Annotated in this window: 16 protein-coding genes and 2 tRNA genes; 6 read left to right on the top strand and 12 right to left on the bottom strand. The window is 35.5% G+C overall.

Annotated elements, in window-relative coordinates:
- Positions 1 to 35 precede the first annotated feature (35 nt).
- From AAT17_RS06610 to AAT17_RS06625, 4 genes are all read left to right on the top strand, one after another.
- The gene (locus AAT17_RS06610; RefSeq protein WP_060523362.1) at positions 36 to 3,107 is read left to right on the top strand and encodes a DNA polymerase III subunit alpha; all 3,072 of its coding nucleotides are present in this window, start codon (positions 36 to 38) and stop codon (positions 3,105 to 3,107) included.
- Between the two features lies 1 nt (position 3,108).
- Positions 3,109 to 4,371, top strand: coding sequence for a putative DNA modification/repair radical SAM protein (locus AAT17_RS06615; protein ID WP_060523363.1), 1,263 nt, complete (start codon positions 3,109 to 3,111; stop codon positions 4,369 to 4,371).
- Positions 4,368 to 5,159 carry a TIGR03915 family putative DNA repair protein gene (locus AAT17_RS06620; protein WP_060523364.1) on the top strand — a complete coding sequence of 264 codons (792 nt, stop codon included), beginning with the start codon at positions 4,368 to 4,370 and terminating at the stop codon, positions 5,157 to 5,159. Before AAT17_RS06615 ends, AAT17_RS06620 begins: the two co-directional genes overlap by 4 nt.
- 126 nt (positions 5,160 to 5,285) lie before the next feature.
- Positions 5,286 to 5,699: a hypothetical protein gene (locus AAT17_RS06625; RefSeq protein WP_060523365.1), complete on the top strand. Its 414-nt coding sequence runs from the start codon at positions 5,286 to 5,288 to the stop codon at positions 5,697 to 5,699.
- A gap of 116 nt (positions 5,700 to 5,815) precedes the next feature.
- Here the strand turns inward: AAT17_RS06625 and AAT17_RS06630 are convergent.
- The 6 genes from AAT17_RS06630 to AAT17_RS06655 all read right to left on the bottom strand — a co-directional run bounded on the left by AAT17_RS06630 (position 5,816) and on the right by AAT17_RS06655 (position 11,453).
- A tRNA-Leu gene (locus AAT17_RS06630) sits at positions 5,816 to 5,901 on the bottom strand.
- A gap of 46 nt (positions 5,902 to 5,947) precedes the next feature.
- A tRNA-Gly gene (locus AAT17_RS06635) sits at positions 5,948 to 6,019 on the bottom strand.
- A 92-nt stretch (positions 6,020 to 6,111) separates the two neighbouring features.
- Positions 6,112 to 8,727 (bottom strand): DNA mismatch repair protein MutS, encoded by a 2,616-nt coding sequence (gene mutS / locus AAT17_RS06640; protein ID WP_060523366.1) that lies wholly within the window; start codon positions 8,725 to 8,727, stop codon positions 6,112 to 6,114.
- A gap of 177 nt (positions 8,728 to 8,904) precedes the next feature.
- Entirely contained in the window at positions 8,905 to 10,074 is a 1,170-nt protein-coding gene (locus AAT17_RS06645) for a VWA domain-containing protein (protein WP_060523367.1), read from the bottom strand.
- Between the two features lie 2 nt (positions 10,075 to 10,076).
- Complete coding sequence (locus tag AAT17_RS06650; RefSeq protein WP_060523368.1) at positions 10,077 to 10,412, bottom strand: hypothetical protein; 336 nt, start codon at positions 10,410 to 10,412, stop codon at positions 10,077 to 10,079.
- A 12-nt stretch (positions 10,413 to 10,424) separates the two neighbouring features.
- Positions 10,425 to 11,453: an SIMPL domain-containing protein gene (locus tag AAT17_RS06655; protein WP_060523369.1), complete on the bottom strand. Its 1,029-nt coding sequence runs from the start codon at positions 11,451 to 11,453 to the stop codon at positions 10,425 to 10,427.
- Positions 11,454 to 11,648: 195 nt separating this feature from the next.
- Between AAT17_RS06655 and AAT17_RS06660 the strand changes: the two genes are divergently transcribed.
- Both AAT17_RS06660 and AAT17_RS06665 read left to right on the top strand, forming a co-directional pair.
- Positions 11,649 to 13,874, top strand: coding sequence for a histidine kinase (locus AAT17_RS06660; protein WP_060523370.1), 2,226 nt, complete (start codon positions 11,649 to 11,651; stop codon positions 13,872 to 13,874).
- A 12-nt stretch (positions 13,875 to 13,886) separates the two neighbouring features.
- Positions 13,887 to 14,612 (top strand): LytTR family DNA-binding domain-containing protein, encoded by a 726-nt coding sequence (locus AAT17_RS06665; protein ID WP_060523371.1) that lies wholly within the window; start codon positions 13,887 to 13,889, stop codon positions 14,610 to 14,612.
- A 4-nt stretch (positions 14,613 to 14,616) separates the two neighbouring features.
- On the opposite strand, the gene murI is transcribed toward AAT17_RS06665, so the two are convergent.
- The 6 genes from murI to purN form a co-directional block, all read right to left on the bottom strand.
- On the bottom strand, positions 14,617 to 15,402 hold the full coding sequence (murI, locus tag AAT17_RS06670; RefSeq protein WP_082586920.1) for a glutamate racemase: 786 nt from the start codon (positions 15,400 to 15,402) through the stop codon (positions 14,617 to 14,619).
- A 114-nt stretch (positions 15,403 to 15,516) separates the two neighbouring features.
- Complete coding sequence (locus AAT17_RS06675; protein WP_060523372.1) at positions 15,517 to 17,166, bottom strand: hypothetical protein; 1,650 nt, start codon at positions 17,164 to 17,166, stop codon at positions 15,517 to 15,519.
- Between the two features lie 211 nt (positions 17,167 to 17,377).
- Positions 17,378 to 19,498 (bottom strand): ferrous iron transport protein B, encoded by a 2,121-nt coding sequence (gene feoB / locus AAT17_RS06680; protein WP_060523373.1) that lies wholly within the window; start codon positions 19,496 to 19,498, stop codon positions 17,378 to 17,380.
- Positions 19,491 to 19,721, bottom strand: a complete 231-nt coding sequence (locus AAT17_RS06685) for a FeoA family protein (RefSeq protein WP_042276422.1) — start codon at positions 19,719 to 19,721, stop codon at positions 19,491 to 19,493. The genes feoB and AAT17_RS06685 overlap by 8 nt, the downstream gene beginning before the upstream one ends.
- Before the next feature lie 76 nt (positions 19,722 to 19,797).
- Complete coding sequence (rnhA, locus tag AAT17_RS06690) at positions 19,798 to 20,277, bottom strand: ribonuclease HI (RefSeq protein WP_042276425.1); 480 nt, start codon at positions 20,275 to 20,277, stop codon at positions 19,798 to 19,800.
- On the bottom strand, positions 20,277 to 20,840 hold the full coding sequence (purN, locus tag AAT17_RS06695) for a phosphoribosylglycinamide formyltransferase (RefSeq protein ID WP_060523374.1): 564 nt from the start codon (positions 20,838 to 20,840) through the stop codon (positions 20,277 to 20,279). Before purN ends, rnhA begins: the two co-directional genes overlap by 1 nt.
- Positions 20,841 to 20,882 lie beyond the last annotated feature (42 nt).

The raw sequence follows: 20,882 nt of genomic DNA on the forward strand, positions 1-20,882 counted from the left end.
AACACAATCATATTAGGCATTAAGCTTCAGACAACATGTATTTAAACAATCACACCTATTACTCCTTAAGATACGGTACCTATGATGAGCAATCATTGATTGATTTAAGCTTACAATGTGGTGTAAAACATTTTGTGATTACTGATATCAACAACACTAGTGCTTGTCTAAACTTTGTAAGATTGTGCACCCTACAAAACCTAAAAAGTATTGTAGGAATCGATTTTCGCAATGACAATAAGCAGTTGTATGTAGGTATAGCTCGTAATAATTTAGGATTTCAAGAACTCAACTCCTTTCTATCCGATCATTTACACAGTAAAAAAACTCTACCCGATAGAGCTCCTATATTTAAACACGCTTATGTAGTCTATCCTCTAGAACGAGTGATGGAAATGGGAATAGTACGCTTACGCGAAAGCGAAAAAATAGGAATCTCAACAGCATCGATACGCAAATTGATTTTTACCAAGTATGCGAGCTACAAGGACCACCTTGTTATTTTACAAACTACAAGTTTTAGAAACAAAAGGGATTATAACGCACACAGATTGCTACGTGCTATTGATCGTAATCTTTTATTAAGTCAATTACCCGAAGATCAACAAGGGCATCCTAACGATAAAATGATTCCCGTAGAAGAACTACAGGAGCATTTTAAATCATTTCCTGAGTTAATCGAGAATACAGAAAAGCTACTGCAACAATGCTCTATAGATTTTAACTTTGATAATGCCCAACTCAATGAAAATCAGCAAATTTTTACAGAAAATAAAGAAGATGATTTCAAGTTACTTAGTCAACTAGCACATGACGGGATTAACTTGCGATATCAGGACGTGGTTGACAAAACTGCTATTTACGAGCGCATTGAAAAAGAACTTACTACTGTAAAACGCAAAGGTTTTGTCGCTTACTTTTTGATTAATTGGGAAATTTGCCGGTATGCCCGTGAACGTAATTATTTCTATGTAGGTCGTGGTAGCGGCGCAAACAGTATACTAGCGTATTTACTACAAATAACAGAGGTTGACCCTATAGATCTAGACTTATACTTTGAAAGATTCATTAATGACTACCGGACCAGCCCACCAGATTTTGATCTAGATTTTTCATGGGACGACCGTGAAGATATTACACAGTTTATCTTTAAAAGATTCAAAAACACAGCCCTATTAGGAACCTACAACACTTTTCAATTTAGAGCCGTAATAAGAGAATTGGGTAAAGTATTTGGACTACCTAAAAGCGATATTGACAAACTTACCAGCGGGCAACTACCTGCTCATGAAATGGACGATATGCACCGACTGGTTTTTAAGTACGGTAACCTTATACAAGGCATGCCCAATTATATAAGTATTCATGCTGGTGGTATTTTAATTACACAAAAAAATATTCATTATTACAGCGCTACCGACTTACCTCCTAAAGGATTTGCTACTGTTCAATTTGACATGCACATTGCAGAGGATGCCGGAATTCACAAATTTGATATTCTGGCACAACGAGGTTTAGGAAAAATACGAGATACCGTGAGTATCGTTAAATATAACCAGCCAAATGCCAATATTAAGGACTTGAGAGCTTGCGTAAAAGAGTTTAAAGAAGATCCTGAGATTAATGCCATGATATCGCAAGCAAAGTGTATAGGCTGTTTTTATATTGAATCACCAGCCATGCGCATGTTGTTGAGCAAATTGCGCACCCATGATTACTTAGGTTTAGTAGCCGCTAGTTCTGTGATAAGACCAGGAGTAGCGCAAAGCGGTATGATGAGAGAGTACATACTGCGTACTAGATATCCCGAGCGTCGCAAGCAAGCACACCCAATCATGTCTAGTATTATGCCAGACACGTATGGAATAATGGTGTACCAAGAAGACGTTATCAAGGTCGCTCATTATTATGCAAAATTAGATTTAGGTGCTGCAGATGTTTTACGTAGGGGAATGAGCGGTAAGTATAGATCTAGAGAGGAATTTAAAGCCGTAGAAAAACAATATTTTGACAATTGTAAAAAACATGGCCGTGACGATAAGCAAGCAAAAGAAATTTGGGAACAAATTAAAAGCTTTGCAGGGTATGCCTTTGCCAAAGGACACTCGGCATCATATGCTGTTGAGAGTTATCAAAGTCTGTATTTAAAACGCTATTTCCCATTAGAGTACATGACAGCCACACTTAATAACGGCGGTGGCTTTTACAGACCAGAGTTATATGTTCATGAGGCTAAAATGTGTGGAGCAACCATAGAGGCACCTTGTATAAATAACAGTGATTTTCAGAATACTATAAAAGGAACAACCATATACCTAGCCTTAGGTTACTTAAAAGAACTAGAAAAACGTACTATACAGCGCCTTCTTGAGAGTAGAAATTTTGATGGGCCTTTTAATTCATTTGACGATTTTATAAATCGAGTTCCTATAAGCGCAGACCAAGCGGCTATTCTAATTAGGATAAATGCTTTTAGATTTACGGGTTTAGACAGATGTATTGTATTGTGGCAGGCATACTTTAAACTCAACAAAAAAACCGCAGTTGATGTACAAAGTAAATTGTTTGCTCCACAAAATAAAAAGGTCAATTTACCGCAACTAAAAACTTCAAAACTAGAACATGCTTTTGAGCAAATGGAACTACTAGGTTTTCCGTTATGTTCCCATTTTGAACTTTTGGCTCAACAGCCCGACAACGATTTAACTCACAAAGATTTACCATCAAAAAAAGGTAAAATAATAACAATATACGGGTATGTAATCAACATTAAAACTACTCATACTTCAAATAGAAAACGTATGCAGTTTGGTACTTTTTTAGACCGTGATGGTAGTTTTTTTGATACCGTGATGTTTCCTCAAGTGGCTTCAAAATTACGCTTTCGCGGAAGCGGAATATATAAAGTCACCGGCAAGGTAGTAGAAGAATTTGACTTTTACTCTATTGAGGTCACACATATGGACAAAATGGATTATATCCAAGATCCTAGATACGCTGAAGACAACCCACAAACCATTCACAGGCTAGATAAACAAACCAGTTTGAGAGATCGCAGACTAGGTAATTCAACCGGAAAACGCAGTGATGAAGTAAACATGAATTAAAATGAATTACGAAAGAATCAAAGAAAAATTAGAAATCCTGGCTGATGCAGCAAAATACGATGTGAGTTGTAGTAGTAGCGGAAGTAAAAGGGCAAATAAAAATGGCGGATTGGGTAATTCTAACGGTACAGGGATTTGTCATAGCTATACGGAAGACGGTAGGTGTGTTTCATTGCTTAAAATATTGCTTACCAACCATTGCATATTTGATTGTGCATACTGTGTTACTAGAAAGTCTAATGATATAAAACGTGCTGCTTTTACAGTACAAGAAGTAGTAGATCTAACTATAAATTTCTATAGGCGTAATTATATAGAAGGGCTGTTTTTGAGTTCTGGAATATTTAAAAATCCAGATACCACTATGGAGAGGCTCATAAGAGTAGCCAAAAAACTGAGAGAAGAAGAGAATTTTAACGGTTACATACATTTAAAATCTATTCCAGGTGCTAGCGATGAGCTTATGAAAGAAGCTGGTCTATACGCTGATCGTTTATCAGTGAACATAGAGATTCCTACAAAAGAAGGTCTTAAACTATTAGCCCCAGACAAGGATCATAAAGATTTTATACAACCCATGAAGGCGGTTAAATCTAACATTGAGATATATCAATCGGAGAAAAGATTAATAAAAAACACACCTATATACGCTCCTGCTGGACAAAGCACACAAATGATTGTCGGAGCAACAGGCGAGTCAGACAAGGATATTATGTATAGTGCTCATTTCTTTTACAAGAATTTTAAAATGAAAAGAGTTTACTACTCTGGGTATATTCCCGTAGCAGATGATAAAAGACTGCCTTCGATAGGTACTGCAGTACCCGTAATACGGGAGAACAGACTTTATCAAACAGATTGGCTACTTAGGTTCTACGGTTTTAATATCAGAGAGTTGTTAAATGAAGATCAACCAAATTTAGATATGGATATTGATCCTAAATTAAGCTGGGCACTTCGAAACTTACATTTGTTTCCTTTAGATATTAATAGATGTTCCAAGGAAATGCTATCGCGTATTCCCGGTGTCGGAATGAAATCGGTAAGAAAAATAATTAATGCACGTAGATATCGAAAGTTGAATTGGGAACATCTCAAAAAAATTGGAATCGCTTTAAACAGAAGTAGGTATTTTATTACATGTGATTCAACGTATTTTGAGAAAAAAGACCTTACTCCATTACAATTAAAAAATAAGATATTGCAAGAGAGTAGCAGTAAATACTCAACCCATCTAAATAATCAGTTAACCTTGTTTTCATGATTTTAGTATATGATGATACTTTTGACGGTTTACTTTGTGCCATATTCGACAGCTATCTTTATAAGCTTGATTCGGTAGAAATTCGATCCGTCCGCGTCTATCAGCCTGAAATATTTAACAAAACCCAAGAAGTAATTACAGACGAGATAAAAGTAAAAAGACTTCAAAAAAAATTGTTGCAACTTTTTGGCATCTCTGGTTTAAACAAAATTTTTATAGCTTTTCTTAGTGAGAGTCATAATGTAGAGAATTTACTCTTCTACATAATTAAAACAAGTATATCCAATAACAAATCTATTTTAAATGATGCTGCTAATGACATTGTTCTAAGCTTTGATAAACTTGTAAAAAAAGTTCATCGAGAAAAACATCGTATGGAAGCCTTTGTAAGATTTCATTTGATTGAAGGAGATATTTATTATGCTAACGTTGAACCCGATTTTAATGTTCTTCCGCTAATTTCAAAACATTTTAAATCCAGGTACGCGGATCAAAAATGGATTATTTATGATCTAAAGAGATCTTATGGCATATTCTATGACCTAAAAACAGTTAAGGAAATAACAATTGATCTAACCACTCAAAATAAAAAAGGAATTTATAACACTATTCAGACTGGACTAGGAGATAAAAATTTACTCACCACTAAACAACTTAAAGAAAATAATTACACAAATCTTTGGAATCAATATTTTAAGAGTACCAACATAGAATCTAGAAAAAATTTAAAACTTCATATACAGCACGTTCCAAAAAGGTACTGGAAATACTTGAGTGAAAAAGTATAACTATTCCCCTGTTTTTAATCGATGAAAGGCGTAAATCGTGGAACAATTTTGATTTTATAACAAATTTTACTGTAGTTTTCTTAAAAAACATACATTTGTTAAATCAATTATCAAAATAAACAAAAAATGAAAAAATTATTAATGGGTGCTGCTGCACTAGCAATGATCTTTGTAGTAAGCTGTAAAGAAGTTAAAGAAGGAATGGAGGATGCGAAAGATGGTGTTGAAAATGCTACTGAAAGCGCAAAAGAAGGACTAGAAGAGGCTGGTGAAGGATTAGAAAATGCTGCTGATAAGGCAATGGAAACTGCTGATGAAGCAATGGAAGACGCTAAGGATGGATTAAATGAGGCTGGAGAGGCGATGGATAATGCAGCAGAAAACCTTGAAGGTGCTGCTAAAGAAGGAGTTCAAAAAGCAAAAGAAGGTATTAAAGATGCTGGAGAGGCTCTAGAGCAGGCAGGTGATGATATGAAAAAAGCCGCTGGAGATGCTAAAGAAGGAATGAAAGATGCTGCCAAAAAAGTTACTGGTAAGTAAATTCTCAAACTTTAATTCATAAAAAATCCGCTGGAGTTCCAGCGGATTTTTTTATTGAAAACATTTTCATTTTAATATAATAAAAAAGCTCCTGAAATTACAGGAGCTTTTATAAGTACTGAAGACGGGACTTGAACCCGTACGGGCATTACTGCCCATTGGATTTTAAGTCCAACGTGTCTACCAATTCCACCACTTCAGCATGGAAGTGCCCGCGGCACTGTTTAATTCGTATTAATCGAACTTAGAGCGAAAGACGGGATTTGAACCCGCGACCCTCACCTTGGCAAGGTGATGCTCTACCCCTGAGCTACTTTCGCAATTCATTTTGTTGATGAACAATCGACTTTTTCAAATCGGATTGCAAATTTAACAACTTTAATCACAAGTCAAAGAAAAAAATGAAAAATTATTAATCTACTTTGTTTTTACCAATCAACATCCTCTTTATTTCATTAAGTTTCATCAAAGCTTCTACTGGGGTAAGTGTATCTATATCAACCTGTAATATTTCATTTTTAATATCCTCTAACAACGGATCGTCCAGTTGAAAAAAACTAAGTTGCATTTCCTCATCCTGTAAAGCACTTAGTGCATTTTGATCATCTTGCTGCTTGTGAGAGTGCTCTAACGTCTTTAGAATTTTATTTGCTTTAAGAATAACTTGCTGTGGCATTCCTGCCATCTTTGCTACGTGAATTCCAAAACTATGGTGACTACCACCTGGAACCAGTTTACGCATAAAAAGAACTTTATCAGTAAGTTCTTTTACCTCAACATTATAATTTTTGATACGTTCAAATTTGTCCGTCATCTCATTAAGCTCATGGTAGTGAGTTGCAAATAAGGTTTTAGGTTTAAAAGGATGCTCGTGCAAATATTCAGTTATAGCCCAAGCAATAGAAATACCATCATAAGTACTAGTCCCACGACCTATTTCATCTAAAAGCACCAAACTATTTTCAGAGATGTTATTAAGAATACTAGCGCTCTCATTCATTTCTGTCATAAATGTTGACTCTCCTTGAGAAATATTATCACTAGCGCCCACACGGGTGAATATTTTATCTACAATTCCCATTTGAACATTCTCCGCAGGAACAAAGCTTCCTATTTGGGCTAATAACACTATAAGTGCAGTTTGCCTAAGAATAGCAGATTTACCACTCATATTGGGTCCAGTAATCATAATTATTTGCTGGGATTCCCTATCCAACCTAACATCGTTAGGAATATAAGGAGTATCTGCTGGTAGCATTTTTTCAATTACCGGATGACGACCACTTTTTATTTCCAAAACGTCTTCCTCCAGTAATTCTGGTCTAACATAATTGGAAATCAAGGCATGATCTGCAAATGAGATTAAGCAATCTATCTTTCCTAATAACTGTGCGTTTAGTTGAATTGCTTTAATAAAAGGCATTATTTCTCTCACCACCTCTTCATACAATTCTTGTTGTAAAACATTAATGCGCTCTTCTGCACCTAAAATTTTACTTTCATACTCTTTTAATTCATCAGTAATATAACGCTCTGCATTTACTAGGGTTTGCTTTCTAATCCAGGTATCTGGAACTTTATCCTTATGAGCATTTCTTACCTCAATATAGTATCCAAATACGTTATTACTGCTTATTTTTAGACTTGAAATACCGGTTTCTTGAGAACACCTTTCTAGCATTTTATCAAGATATTCCTTACCAGAAGTTGCTAATTCCCTTATCTCATCTAATTCCTTATGATATCCATATGCAATTGTGGTCCCTTTTAAAATATTTACAGGAGCTTCTTCATGTATAGCACTTTTTATGGTGTCTATCAAATGCAAACATGGATTTAATTGTTCGCCAATTATATTAAGTGCTTTGTTTCCTGCCGTTTGAGCAAGCTCTTTAATAGGCGCTACAGCCTCAAGACTATTTTTGAGCTGAACAACTTCTCGTGGACAAATTTTGCCTGTAGCAACTTTAGACACTAATCGCTCTAAATCACTCATTTGCTTAAGAAGATCCTTTACACTCTCACGTTGTTCTATTTGTTTTGTAAAAAACTCTACTACATCATGCCTACGTTTGATCTCCTGAATACTTTTAAGAGGAAAAGCCATCCACCTTTTCAACATCCTACCACCCATTGCGGTAGTGGTTTTATCAATCACATCAATTAGTGTGACAGCGCCTGAACTAAGCGCTTGATAAAGCTCCAGGTTACGCACAGTAAACCTATCCATCCATACGTAGTTATCATCCTCAATACGGGAAATGCTAGCTATATGGTCTATTTTGTTGTGTTGAGTTTCGGCAAGGTAATGTAGAATCGCTCCAGACGAAATAAGCGCAGTTTCTAGGTTTTCTACACCAAATCCTTTCAAAGAATTTACCTTAAAATGGTTTAAAAGTGATTCCCGTGAATAATCTATTTGAAAAACCCAGTCTTCAAGATGGAAAAATGGCAAGTCATAAGGAAACTGTTGTGCAAGCTCTTTCTTCAAGCTACGTGGCACCAGCAGTTCACTAGGATTGAAGTTCTGTAATAATTTATCAACTTCCTCTTTATTACCTTGAGACACTAAAAATTCACCAGTACTAATGTCTAGAAAAGCAACACCGTAAATGTTTTTTGAAAAGGTAATTGCTGCTAAAAAGTTATTCGATTTTGAAGACAGCACTTCATCGTTAAGCGCTACTCCAGGTGTAATTAATTCCGTTACTCCACGCTTAACAATACCTTTTACTGATTTTGGGTCTTCTAATTGATCACAAATTGCAACACGCTCACCTGCCCTTACTAACTTGGGTAAGTAGGTGTTTAAAGAATGGTGTGGAAACCCTGCAAGTTCAGTCTTTTCACCACCATTGTTTCTATTAGTAAGTACTATATTTAATATGCGTGCTGCTCTCACAGCGTCCTCACCAAAGGTTTCATAAAAATCTCCTACCCTAAACAACAGTAAAGCATCTGGATACTTACTTTTTATCCTGTTGTATTGTTGCATTAATGGGGTAACCTTTTTTGCTTTTGAAGCCAAAACCTTTTTTATTTCTGATGAAAATCAAAGGTACAATTACGTGTCGTGATGCGCTATTCAACGCAGGTTCTTTTTTCCACATTTTGTAAAAAGCAAAACGTGCTGTTTTCTACTTCAATTAAATACAGTAGAAAGCTACAAACAGCACGTTTCTATTAAAACTCAAAATTCAACCCTTTATTTCCACGTGTAGCTCTTTTTTTCTGCTTGCTTTTGGATCACCTTAAAAATGGCTGTTTCTAGGCCATTACCTTCGGTCATGTTTTGCTCACTTATGTATTTTTCACGTTTTATGTTTAACCCAGCTATTTGATTTTGTAGTTGCTTTCTAGTTTTTAATTCCGCTTTCGCGAAAGCGGCCACCTCATCTACACTTTTATTCTTAAGTGAATCTGGTAAAGTAGATTTGTTTTCTTTTATAATCTTTTTCAAAAGCTTGTCATCACCTGCATTATCGACAAGATCCCAGCTCGCATTTTGGTAATTCGAAGACGATTTTGCCACCGATCTTTTTACCTGAACCTCTTCAGACACAACCATTGCCTCAACATCCATCTCAATTTGCAATTTTTGTTTTTGATTACCATAATCACCATAAGCGATATAGGTAGAGTTGAGTTGATTATTAAGTTCTAAAATTTTATCATCATAAGGTGTCGCGACATACACCGTTCTTTTATTAGCATCAATATTGGTGTACTCTCCATTACCTAGTGAAGCACCTTCTTTCCACTTGAGGTTTATACCCGTTTGATATTCACCACAAAAAATGGTGTTTACTGTTATATCTTTTTTTTGCGCATCAATGATACTCTCCTTAAACGAAATTGTTCCTTGTGTAAAACCTTCGTTTCCTGCGATAAAAATCATTTTAAGATCCTGTTTTCCATCACGCCATTCCAGTTTCTTTATAGAGTTGTCAATTACTGCTCCACAATACTCGTCACCGCCATTAGTGCGCAAGGCAAATAACTCTTTACTCAACATATCTAGATCTGTAGAAAAAGGTAACACCTGTCTGATGTAATCGTCTTTTTCAGAAAGGCCAGAATTCCCGTACTCATATAATGCAATCTCTAATCCTGCCTGTTGATCGTTACAATGAGCCGAAGTCATTTTATTGACCACATCCCACAGCTGAGATTTTGCCTGATTAATAAGTCCATCCATACTATTGCTCGTATCTAATAATAAAGCGATTTGAATGGTTGCTTTTTTGGACCTATCAACCGATTGATCAATAGGTGCTTGTTGATTAATCGAAAGTCGCACCTCGGTTTCTTTTTTCTCGGCGTTGCATGCTATACTTATTAAAGCTAGTCCTAGCATCAATATTTTCTTTTTCATAGTTATTTATTTTTATTTTTTAAGACCAGTCCATAGGGATGATATTTAATCTCCTCGCGCCATACGGTGCCATACTTTTGATCCAAATAGGCAGCTATTGCGCAATTGTTTTTAGTAGCTTTTACTGACGATAGTGGATCAATAACACATCCCATTGATATAGAGCTAACCCCATATTTATCTTGGAATTCCTTGACATCGTCTCTAGAAGGTGGCGCCAAACCGTAAACAATGAACTGTTTAGGTAAGCTATCATTTACCACAATCGCCTCTTGCTCCTGTGCATGACTTAAAACAGTTGTTAGTAGGAATAGCATAATACACACATGCTTTTTCATCTTTCTATATTTTTAAGAATCTGGCATTTGTTTAATGTGAACTGGTCCATCTGGCGAGATCACATATACTTTAGGTTTAGGTGGTGCAGGTGCAGGTGGCGCCGGTTTAGGCTCCTTAGGTTTTTCTGGTTTTGGTTGATATCGTAAGCTCAAATCCATGCCCAGTTGTATTACAGGTTTTGATATACCTGCATTAACCACAACATCATATCCATCGTAAGAGATTGGATCGTAGTAATAGGAAGTCGGTTTTTTTACCCTGGTTACTTTCTTTTTTTGAGCAGCTTCTACACTTACATTTTCGGCAGCTTGGTAGCTTCGGTAATAATCCTTAGGCACGTGATAGTACTTTTTATCGGCCATGAAAACATCGTAGGTACTCATATCAAAACCTAATGCTTCATAATAATTCTTTTTTGCACTAACTTCTTCTAACAGCTTTTCTTGCAGTTTTTTATAGATCTCGTCTAGGTTATTCACATAGTAATCTACCTTGACTAGGTTATAAACCTCATTATTTGCACATGCAGTGAGAATTTTTTGAAAGTCATCGTCGTTTTTGTAACTAATCAATAAATTTTGTTGAAGCTCAAATCCTACAGGAACCTCGGTGTAAGTTTTGGAAAATAATTTTTTAGTAACCTCTATCTCATACTGCGGTACAAACGAGATCATATCCATAGAAAACTGTCCTGTGAATCCATCTTGTTTGAGAGCAGCTTTTATAGCATCTACTTTTTGATTCATTAAATCTGTTGCCTCCTGAGCGCTGGAACCTACTTGATTGATATTGAAAACCGCGGTATAATCTGTAGCTTCAATATTGTATAAGGATTTTAAATTTAAGGTAAGTACATTACTAGGTTGCAAGGGTTGAGAATGGTGGCGTTTTTGTTGATTGATATACCCGTTACCCATGGAAGTAGCAATATTTGCACGTGAGATATCCATTTGAACCGCTTGATTATTAAAATTTCCTAGATGCTGAGCTGGCATAGCGCTGCATACAGCTAGAAAACAGATACATAGAATAGTTTTCATGTCAATTATTTTTATCAAATGTACCGGCTTGAACTACGTGTATCACAGTTATAATGAGTGAACGATAGGTTTGAATGAGTGAAGTATTGTAGGTGTTGAGTACGCTTTCGCGAAAGCATAATAAAAACCCTTAAAACGGCCCATTCTAGGAACTTGACGAGTAACTATCAAATTAATAATGACTAGTTTTACCACATGATGAAAAAGATTCTTGTCATAATAATATTACTTATAAGCTGCACGTCCTTAAATGCGCAGTCCAAGTTTTCTAAAACCAAAACAGAGCAGACAAGCCTATCCATTTCGGGTAGAGTACTAACGGAAGACGGAAAACCTATTGTAGGAGTCAATATTGAAGGTCCAAATGGCAGGTACGCCAGTACAGATAGTCGCGGGAATTTTCAAATTCCTGCCAATTATGGAGATAGATTAGTTATACGAGGTATTGATTTTGAAACTGTTTATCATACTGTATATAGCAACGACGATCTAGAGATTAGGGTAACTGATGAGGATGATTCCTTAAATAATCTTACTTACTCACAAGCCATAGATAGTACCCAAATATATTTTAATAAGGATCCAAAAAAAACGGCAGATTTCCTAATCGCCGCCTTATCAAACAATCCAAAATCATTATCAAAACAACAACAGGCCGCAGCCTATGAAAAATTAGGTGATTTATACTTTAATAATAAACAATATGATCTTGCAATTGACAATTTTAAAGCGTCAATAAATTTTATTGCAAATAAAAGTGTCTCCTTAAAAAGAGCCTCAGCTTTAAGAGAAAACGGTAATTATCAAGAATCCATAAAGGCTTTTATTGAACTAGGTCCTTTTAAAAACAAGGATGATGAAATCAAGCGTTTAAAAGGTCTAGCAGATGCTTATGCTGCAACTAACGATCAACAACAAGCCATTGCTGTGTATCAAAAGGCATTACTACTTTCTGAAGAAGTAGGTAACTTAAATGAGGTAACTTCCCTAAACACTAAAATTGGAAACAATCTTGATCGCGCTGGACAAACTGAAAAAGCTGAAGGATATTTTAATAAAGCCATTTCAAACTCTACCGTTGAAGGTCGTTCAAATACCATAGTAACCCAATCTCAAACTGCCGATTTTTATAATGCTAATCAGCAATATGACAAGGAGATTGCCCTGCGTAAAAAAAACATACAGCTATTTGAAGAAGAAGCCAAAGAAAAGGACTCGATAACACCTGATCGTGAGGCTTTTTCAGATTCTAGTATTTTGTCAAATAAAACAGCTGTTATTACTCCTGAGGCACCAAAGCTTACTCTTCAAAAAGAGCAACTTAAAATTGCTACCGCTCTTAAAGAGCAAAACAAAATTGATGATGCTATTGATTACTATTTAAAAAGTCTGAAAGAAGCCGAAAAAAACGAGGATCTAGATGTATTAAAAGATGCATCTAAGGAGCTTTCAAAATTATATCGAATTAAAGGAAACTCTAGCAAGGCGTTAACCTACAGTGAAAAGTACATTGAAGCCGTCGACCAATTGTACCTTGAGAAAGAAAATCAATTAGAAGAAGCTACTCGTAATGCCAAAGAATTAGTCGCAAAACAAACACGTATTCTCACTCTAGAAAAAGACCGTAAACTGACTGACAACAAACTAGCCCTAGCCAGTGCAGAACAGGCATTGTCTATTGAAGCAAATCGCAGACAGCGCTGGATAATCTACTCACTAGGTGCCGCTGTAATCCTGCTTCTTACGTTAGCTTATTTCATGTACCGTAACAATAAACAGCAAAAAATTAATAATCATTTACTAGCGCTTAAATCCCTGCGCAGTCAAATGAATCCTCATTTCATTTTCAACGCGCTTAATTCAGTCAATAACTTTATCGCTACTAATGATGAACGTAAAGCCAATAAATATCTAGCAGATTTTTCCAAACTAATGCGAAGCGTGCTAGAAAACAGTGAATTAGACTTTATTCCTGCTAGTAAGGAAATCGAGTTACTCAATCTTTACCTACATCTAGAACATGAGAGATTCAAGGACAAATTTGAATTTGAATTAAATGTAGATCCATCTATAAAGGAGTCTAACATTCCTGTTCCACCTATGCTACTGCAACCAATAATTGAAAACGCTGTATGGCATGGTCTACGATACAAAAAGGAAAAGGGCCTGCTTAAAGTAAGTTTTGAACCGCACAATCAATCTGGGATTAAAGTAGTAATACAGGATAATGGGATAGGTAGAGAAAAATCCAAAGAGCTTAAAACGAAACATCAAAAGAAACGAGATTCAAAAGGTCTAGGCAATATTAAAAATCGTATCGACTTACTTAATGAACTTCATAATAAAAACATCACTCTTACTGTAGAAGATGCTAATCTTAAACCCGATATAGGGACAACAGTGATTGTTATAATAAACTAATCTATCAAAACCATGAAAGCTGTAATCGTAGAAGACGAGCAAATTTCTAGAGAAATTCTCATAAACTATTTATCAAAATACTGTCCCGAAGTAGAGGTAATTGCACAAGCAACCGATGTGGATGAAGCCTTACAAGTACTACGAAAAACAGACATGGATTTAGTTTTTCTAGATGTTGAATTGCCCTATGGAACAGCCTTTGACATACTAGAAAAAGTAGGTCAAAAAGACTTTGAGACTATTTTTGTCACAGCCTATGATCAATATGCCAAAGACGCTCTCAACATGCAGGCAGCCTACTATTTAACTAAACCAATTGAAATTGACGAACTTATTAAAGCTGTTGACACTGTCAAGAATATAAGAGCACGAGAAGAAGAATTACAAGTAGACTTAAAATTACATGCTAGTAGTCCTGTTCTAGAGGACAAAATAACTATTCCTACTCAAGAAGGTTTTGAAGTTCTTGCTATCAATGAAATAACATACTGTCAGGCAGACGATAACTATACACATGTTCATTTGACTAATGACACCAAACTTGTTTCAAAAACACTTAAGCATTTTGAAGAGTTACTAGACGATAAAGGATTTTGCCGTATACATAAATCTTACCTTATAAACACTAGCCATGTAACTGCCTATAAAAAAGGAAAAGGTGGTAGTGTGATAGTAGCAAATACTGAATTATCAGTAAGCCCTAGTAAAAAATCATCGCTGTTTAGTTACTTCAAATAAGGGTTTAAAAATCTAATAAACTAATTGATTTATTACTCACCTCGGTGGTTAATTCTGAAAGTACGTCAGTTTTAAGATTTGAATACAAGTAATGATGTCCTAATTCTTTCTTTAAGTTTAATAGATTAGCGTTTTTAAGTACATGTAATGTTTGTCTAGCGACAGCTTCACCACTATCAATTATTTTCACTCTCGCTGGCAGCAATTCAGCAAGATGATCTTTGATGTAAGGATAATGACTACAACCTAAAACTAAATAGTCTATACCAGAAATCATGAATGGTTCAATAATTCCTATGAGTAGTTCTCGCATTTGTACAGTATCCTTTTTTCCGGCTTCAATAAGTTCAACAATTCCTGTGCCTACGATTTCAATTGTATTAACATGCGTGGTAAACTCTGCATGTGTCTTATTAAAAAGCTCACTAGATAACGTTCCTTTTGTAGCAAGCACACCTACTTTTTTTGTAGTCGAATTAAGTGCAGCTGGCTTTATTGCTGGCTCAATTCCAATGAAAGGCACATCGTAGTTATCACGTAAATAGGAGATAGCATTTGTAGTGGCTGTATTACATGGAATCCCTATTAGTTTACATCCACGATCCAATAAATATTCCGTGTTTTTGACACACAGCTCAATGATTTCCTGCTTACTACGTCTACCGTAAGGTGCATTTTTAGAATCAGCTAGATAAATCGTGTCTTCGTGTGGTAATAATTTGATTACTTCTTTCCACACGCTGGTTCCACCTACTCCAGAATCAAAAAAACCTAAAGGCTGTTTACTCATTATCGTAAAAATAAGAAAGTATACTGGAAATCGTTATAGTTCGCTTTCGCGAAAGCGTAAAAAAAAAAGCCCCAACATAAGTTGAGGCTTCTATTTTTATAAACTTCTCAATGTTTAATTGAGATAAAGAGTACCTAAGTTCTTTTTATCCTTATTGCTGGCAAAAATAACGTATTCACCTGGGGCCTTTCTATAGGTAATAGCAGGACGTAAAACAAGTTGCTTTTTCTTGTATTCATCAGGATCGGTACGAGTCATTTTTCCAGTGGCATCATCAAATTCAAACAACACCGGAATCATTTTTTTTACATTACGCACCTTGCGCATGTCATCCATTTCAGTAATTCCAATATTTTTAGGATCATCGTTTACAATTACAGATAGTTTCCCTTTTTCATACATAGCAATCGAGCTTAAATACTCTGGTCCCTCATTAAGAACTCCTAGCGGAAACATAAATCCTGCAGCAATGTTAACTCCGTTACCACCACCAACAGCAAAAAATCCTATAGATAGTTGAGTTACGGTTACTTTTTGTTCTTTAGGCAATACATTACTCCATTCTAAGTTACCTTCAGCATCCATGGCTGACACGATAACCTCATTAGTAATGTAAGTAATGGGAGTGAAGGCTAGTGGTCCTATACCCGAGCTTTGCCCAACAAATGTTTGATAAAACTCTGACATTACGATTATACCACCATTATCTCTTTCAATGATATGAGTATTGCGATAGAAAGGAAGTAAGTTTTTACCTTTTTTGGCTCTACGTTCACCGATTAATTTTTTCTTTACATCATAAGTAAATGTATTGAAATTGTTTTTTACGACTGAATTGGTCTCCGTATCAACGCTTACGTTGAAAATACCTTCAATTCTATATTCTGATCGACCTCGTTTTGTAAGGTTTGAGTAGAAACCTACTAATTGTAAACGACCTTGTAAGGTGTTTAACATATTACAATTAACCACTTTTTTACCTTTAAGATCTACAGGAATCTCAGTCATTTCATAATTATTATTTGCATAATAAGCATGTATCATCAATCTGGTTACTGTAGTTCTTTTCTTTTTATCTCTATAGGAATCACTAATAACAACAAATACATCACCGTATTCATTTGCGATAAAATCGTCAAAGCTAAAGTCAAGATCTTTCCTGTCCTTAAATACTTGCTCATTATGCTTTGTAAACACGGTCTCCATATCGCCGTTTAGCAGTGTTACATCATATGTAAGTGACTCTTCCCAGCTACGAACAGTTACATAAGTTACTATATAATTGCGCTCGTCATATGATGGTTTATAGAAAAAATAACCTCTTTTACTTTTTTTCTCTACATCAATAGCTACAGCTTTTATAGGCTTGCCGAGAGTAAGATTAGACTTAATTGGAAATGCTGCAAAGATGTCTTGTTTTGCTTTTTTATCGTAATAGTTTCCAAAGATGTATGGTTTACCATCGATGATTTCCATGTCCTCGATATTAACACGAGCTTTTCCTATTTTTTCTATCTTCAACTCCTTACTACACTTAAGGTAATCGTTTGAAGAGGCATCAAAGGTTTGAATAAAGAATTTTTTCTTGTGTTTTGCTAGAGCATATCTTACCCCATCTACTTCACCTGCCACTTTAATCACATCACCTTTTGGTGCTGTAACATGACTACCAAATTGTAGTGAGACATTTCCTACAGAGTTTAATTGAGCGTAAGTAAAACAAGCTATTGATAGGAACAATAGCAACGATAACTTTGTTTTCATATTGGTTGATTAAAATTTTTCACGAATATAAGACAGAATCTAAACTCATTAAAACTCTTATTTAACCGAGAAAATGCACTATCTTACTTACATCCACAGTCACCATTACCACAATTGTGTGAGTCTTTAGATGGCCCTATATACTTGCGTAACAACCACAACAGTGCTATAACAAATAGAATTACGACTACAATGATTTGAGCTGTATACATTATTTTAAAATTTGAAATGCAGCCAAGGCACTAGCATAGGCTATAACCGTCATCGCTACAAATTGGATGGCTGGCCATTTCCAGCTGTTAGTTTCTCGTTTTACAATGGCTAGCGTACTCATACATTGCATCGCAAATGCATAAAAAAGCAACAAAGAGATACCACTAGCAAAATTGAACAATGGTCCTCCCAAAATGGGATTAACCTCTTCTTTCATCCTGTTTTTAATGGTAAGTTCATCTTCTCCATCACTTTCTACACTATAAATTGTAGCTAGAGTACCTACAAATACTTCTCTTGCTGCAAATGAGCTTACAATGGCAATACCTATCTTCCAGTCATATCCTAATGGGGCTACTACCGGCTCTATTCCTTTACCTATATATCCTATAAAACTGTATTCCAATTTGTGGGATGCAATCTTTCGATTTAAGTCTTTCTCACTTAAATTTTCTGACTCGTACTTTTCTGTAACAATTTGTTCTGCATTAGTATATTGCTCGCCTAGACCATAACTTGCTAACACCCATAGAATAACGGAGATTGCCATTATAATTTTTCCTGCACCAAAGACAAAACTTTTTGTTTTTTCAAGTACTGTATAAAGGACGTTTTTAAGTATGGGTAGCTTATAGGCAGGCATTTCCATAACAAAAAACGACTTCCTATTAATGGGTAAGATCTTATTAAGCACCCAAGCTCCTAGAATCGCTGTAGCAAATCCTAATAGGTACAGCAACATTAAAGTAAGGGCTTGGTAACTTAATAAACCACCTAAAATACTGCCTTCAGGAATAACCAATCCTACAATAATAAGATAAACAGGCAACCTAGCAGAACAGGTCGTAAATGGCACCACTAAAATGGTGATTAAACGCTCCTTCCAATCTTCAATGTTACGAGTAGCCATAACTGCCGGAATTGCACAGGCCGTTCCAGAAACTAAAGGAACAACACTTTTACCACTTAACCCGAATTTTTTCATCAAGTGATCCATCAAGAAAACTACCCTACTCATATAACCGCTTTCTTCCAAAATTGATATGAATAAAAACAGAAAAGCTATTTGTGGTATAAAAATGACAATACCGCCTAATCCAGGTATAATACCTTCGGACAGCAAGTCGGCTATGGGTCCAGCAGGTAACTTGTTTGACAACCAGCTACTCAAACTGGCAAAAGACTCGTCAATGAAATCCATAGGATAACCAGACCAATCGTAGATAGCTTGAAAAATAACTAGCAACACGGTAAAAAATATTAAGTAACCCCAAATTTTGTGCAGCAGTATACGGTCCAGTCTTGATCTTAAATCTTTGGCCGTAGCAGTATCTATAGACAGCGCTTTTTTAAGTAGACCATTTATAAATTGGTAACGCACAACAGTTTCTTTGTGCTGTAATCTCTTTAAATCTGCTTCAGATTTAATTTCAAAAGACGTGGTTTTGAGATCAGTTAAATCGCGATTTCTATCAATCTTACCAAAATTGACATCCTGAGTAATTACTAACCACAACTTGTACAGTAACTGATTAGGATAGGCCTTTCTAAGTCGCTCAAAATATACAGGATCGATGACCGAGGCGTTAACACAAGGCTCAATATTTAAACTTTTAAAGTCAGTGATAGCTCTTTTAAGCTCCTCTATTCCTATGTTCTTACGAGAACTTACTAGAACAACTTTCGTTTTTAAGTCTTCCTCTAATTGCTTAATGTCTAGAGAAATTGCCTTCCTTTTCATCCTGTCGGCCATATTAATGACAAGAATTGTAGGAATCTCTAAATCTTTTATTTGAGTAAAAAGTAAAAGGTTGCGTTTTAGGTTTTCTACATCGCTTACCACGACAGCAACATCAGGGAAATCTTTAGAGGTACGATCAAGTAAAGTTTCTATAACAACACTTTCATCTAGTGAGGTTGTATTTAAAGAATAGGTACCTGGTAAATCAAGGATATGAGCTTTAATTCCTCGATCTAGTTTGCATATACCTTCCTTTTTTTCAACCGTAATTCCAGGATAATTACCTACTTTTTGATTAAGCCCAGTCAATCTATTGAACAATGATGTTTTACCCGTATTTGGATTACCTATAAGAGAAACTTTAATCGATCTAGCCATAACGTTCTACAGATATTTTTTGGGCCGTTTCTCTACGTATAGCTAGGTGAGTACCATTTATGTTTAGGTAAATAGGATCTTGAAATGGAGCACTTTGCATTACGGTTACTTCATTACCTGGTAAACATCCCATTTCCAATAATTTTAATGGAACATCAATTTCATTAAAATGTAGTATGATGGCGCTTTCACCTCTTTTTAAATGGGCTATTGTTATGCTCAACTGTTATTTAGACTTAATTTGAATAAGCAAAAATAAGGTAGAAATTGAGTTTGAAGAAATTAATGCTTTGTTAAGATTAAAATAATCCCTCTTCCTTCTGTTCAAAACCTTCATCAATTAAGTGAGTGGATTTATTGAGAGCGGCGTCTACTGCCAATTGATCACAGCGCTCGTTCATAGGATTGTTATTATGACCTTTAACCCATTGAAATTTTGCAGGTGCACGATTGTAAGCTCTTATAAAACGTTTCCATAAATCGGGATTTTTAACGTTTTTCCATTGACGTCTTATCCATCCATCGATCCATTTTTTATTTACTGCATCACACACATATTTACTATCTGAAAAAACAGTGATATCAACGGGTTGTTTTTTGATCTTTTCTAGAGCTACGATCACTGCAAGCAGCTCCATTCTATTGTTTGTCGTTTTTCTGTAACCTTGAGAAAATTCCTTTTTTATTTTTTTATTGACATCCATCATAACAATACCATAGCCGCCAGGACCAGGATTACCTCTCGATGAACCATCAGTATAAATGTGTACCACATCCATTAAGACAGTAATTTTTCAATGGTTACTGGAAAATGCTCGTGCTCTAATTGATGGATACGATTTGCAAGTGATTCTATTGTATCATTCATTAAAACAGGACAAGTAGCTTGATGAATTATTCCTCCTTCATCATAATGCTCATTTACGTAATGTATGGTGATCCCACTTTCTTTCTCCTTGTTAGATAGGACAGCACCATGTACATGATTCCCATACATTCCTTTTCCACCATATTTCGGTAATAGAGCAGGATGAATATTAACTATACGATTGGGAAACTCTTCAACCATAAACTCTGGTATCTTCCATAAAAAACCTGCTAGCACGATTAAATCGGGATTAATTTGTTTTAAAATAGAATGAATGGATCCCGCTTTCGCGAAAGCGAACTTGTTAAAACTTATCCCCTCAATACCAGCTTGTGTAGCCCTTTTTAAAACAAATGCGTTAGGTTTATTACTCAAAATATGAGTTACCTGTACTTGATCATTATTTTCAAAATGATTTATAATTGCCTGAGCATTAGACCCATTACCACTAGCAAATATTACAATTTTCTTCATAAATTTATGGCAAGCTTGTTGTTACCCGACTGGTAGAGTTAA

This window comes from Nonlabens sp. MIC269 (assembly GCF_001430865.1).
Classification (GTDB): Bacteria; Bacteroidota; Bacteroidia; order Flavobacteriales; family Flavobacteriaceae; genus Nonlabens; species Nonlabens tegetincola.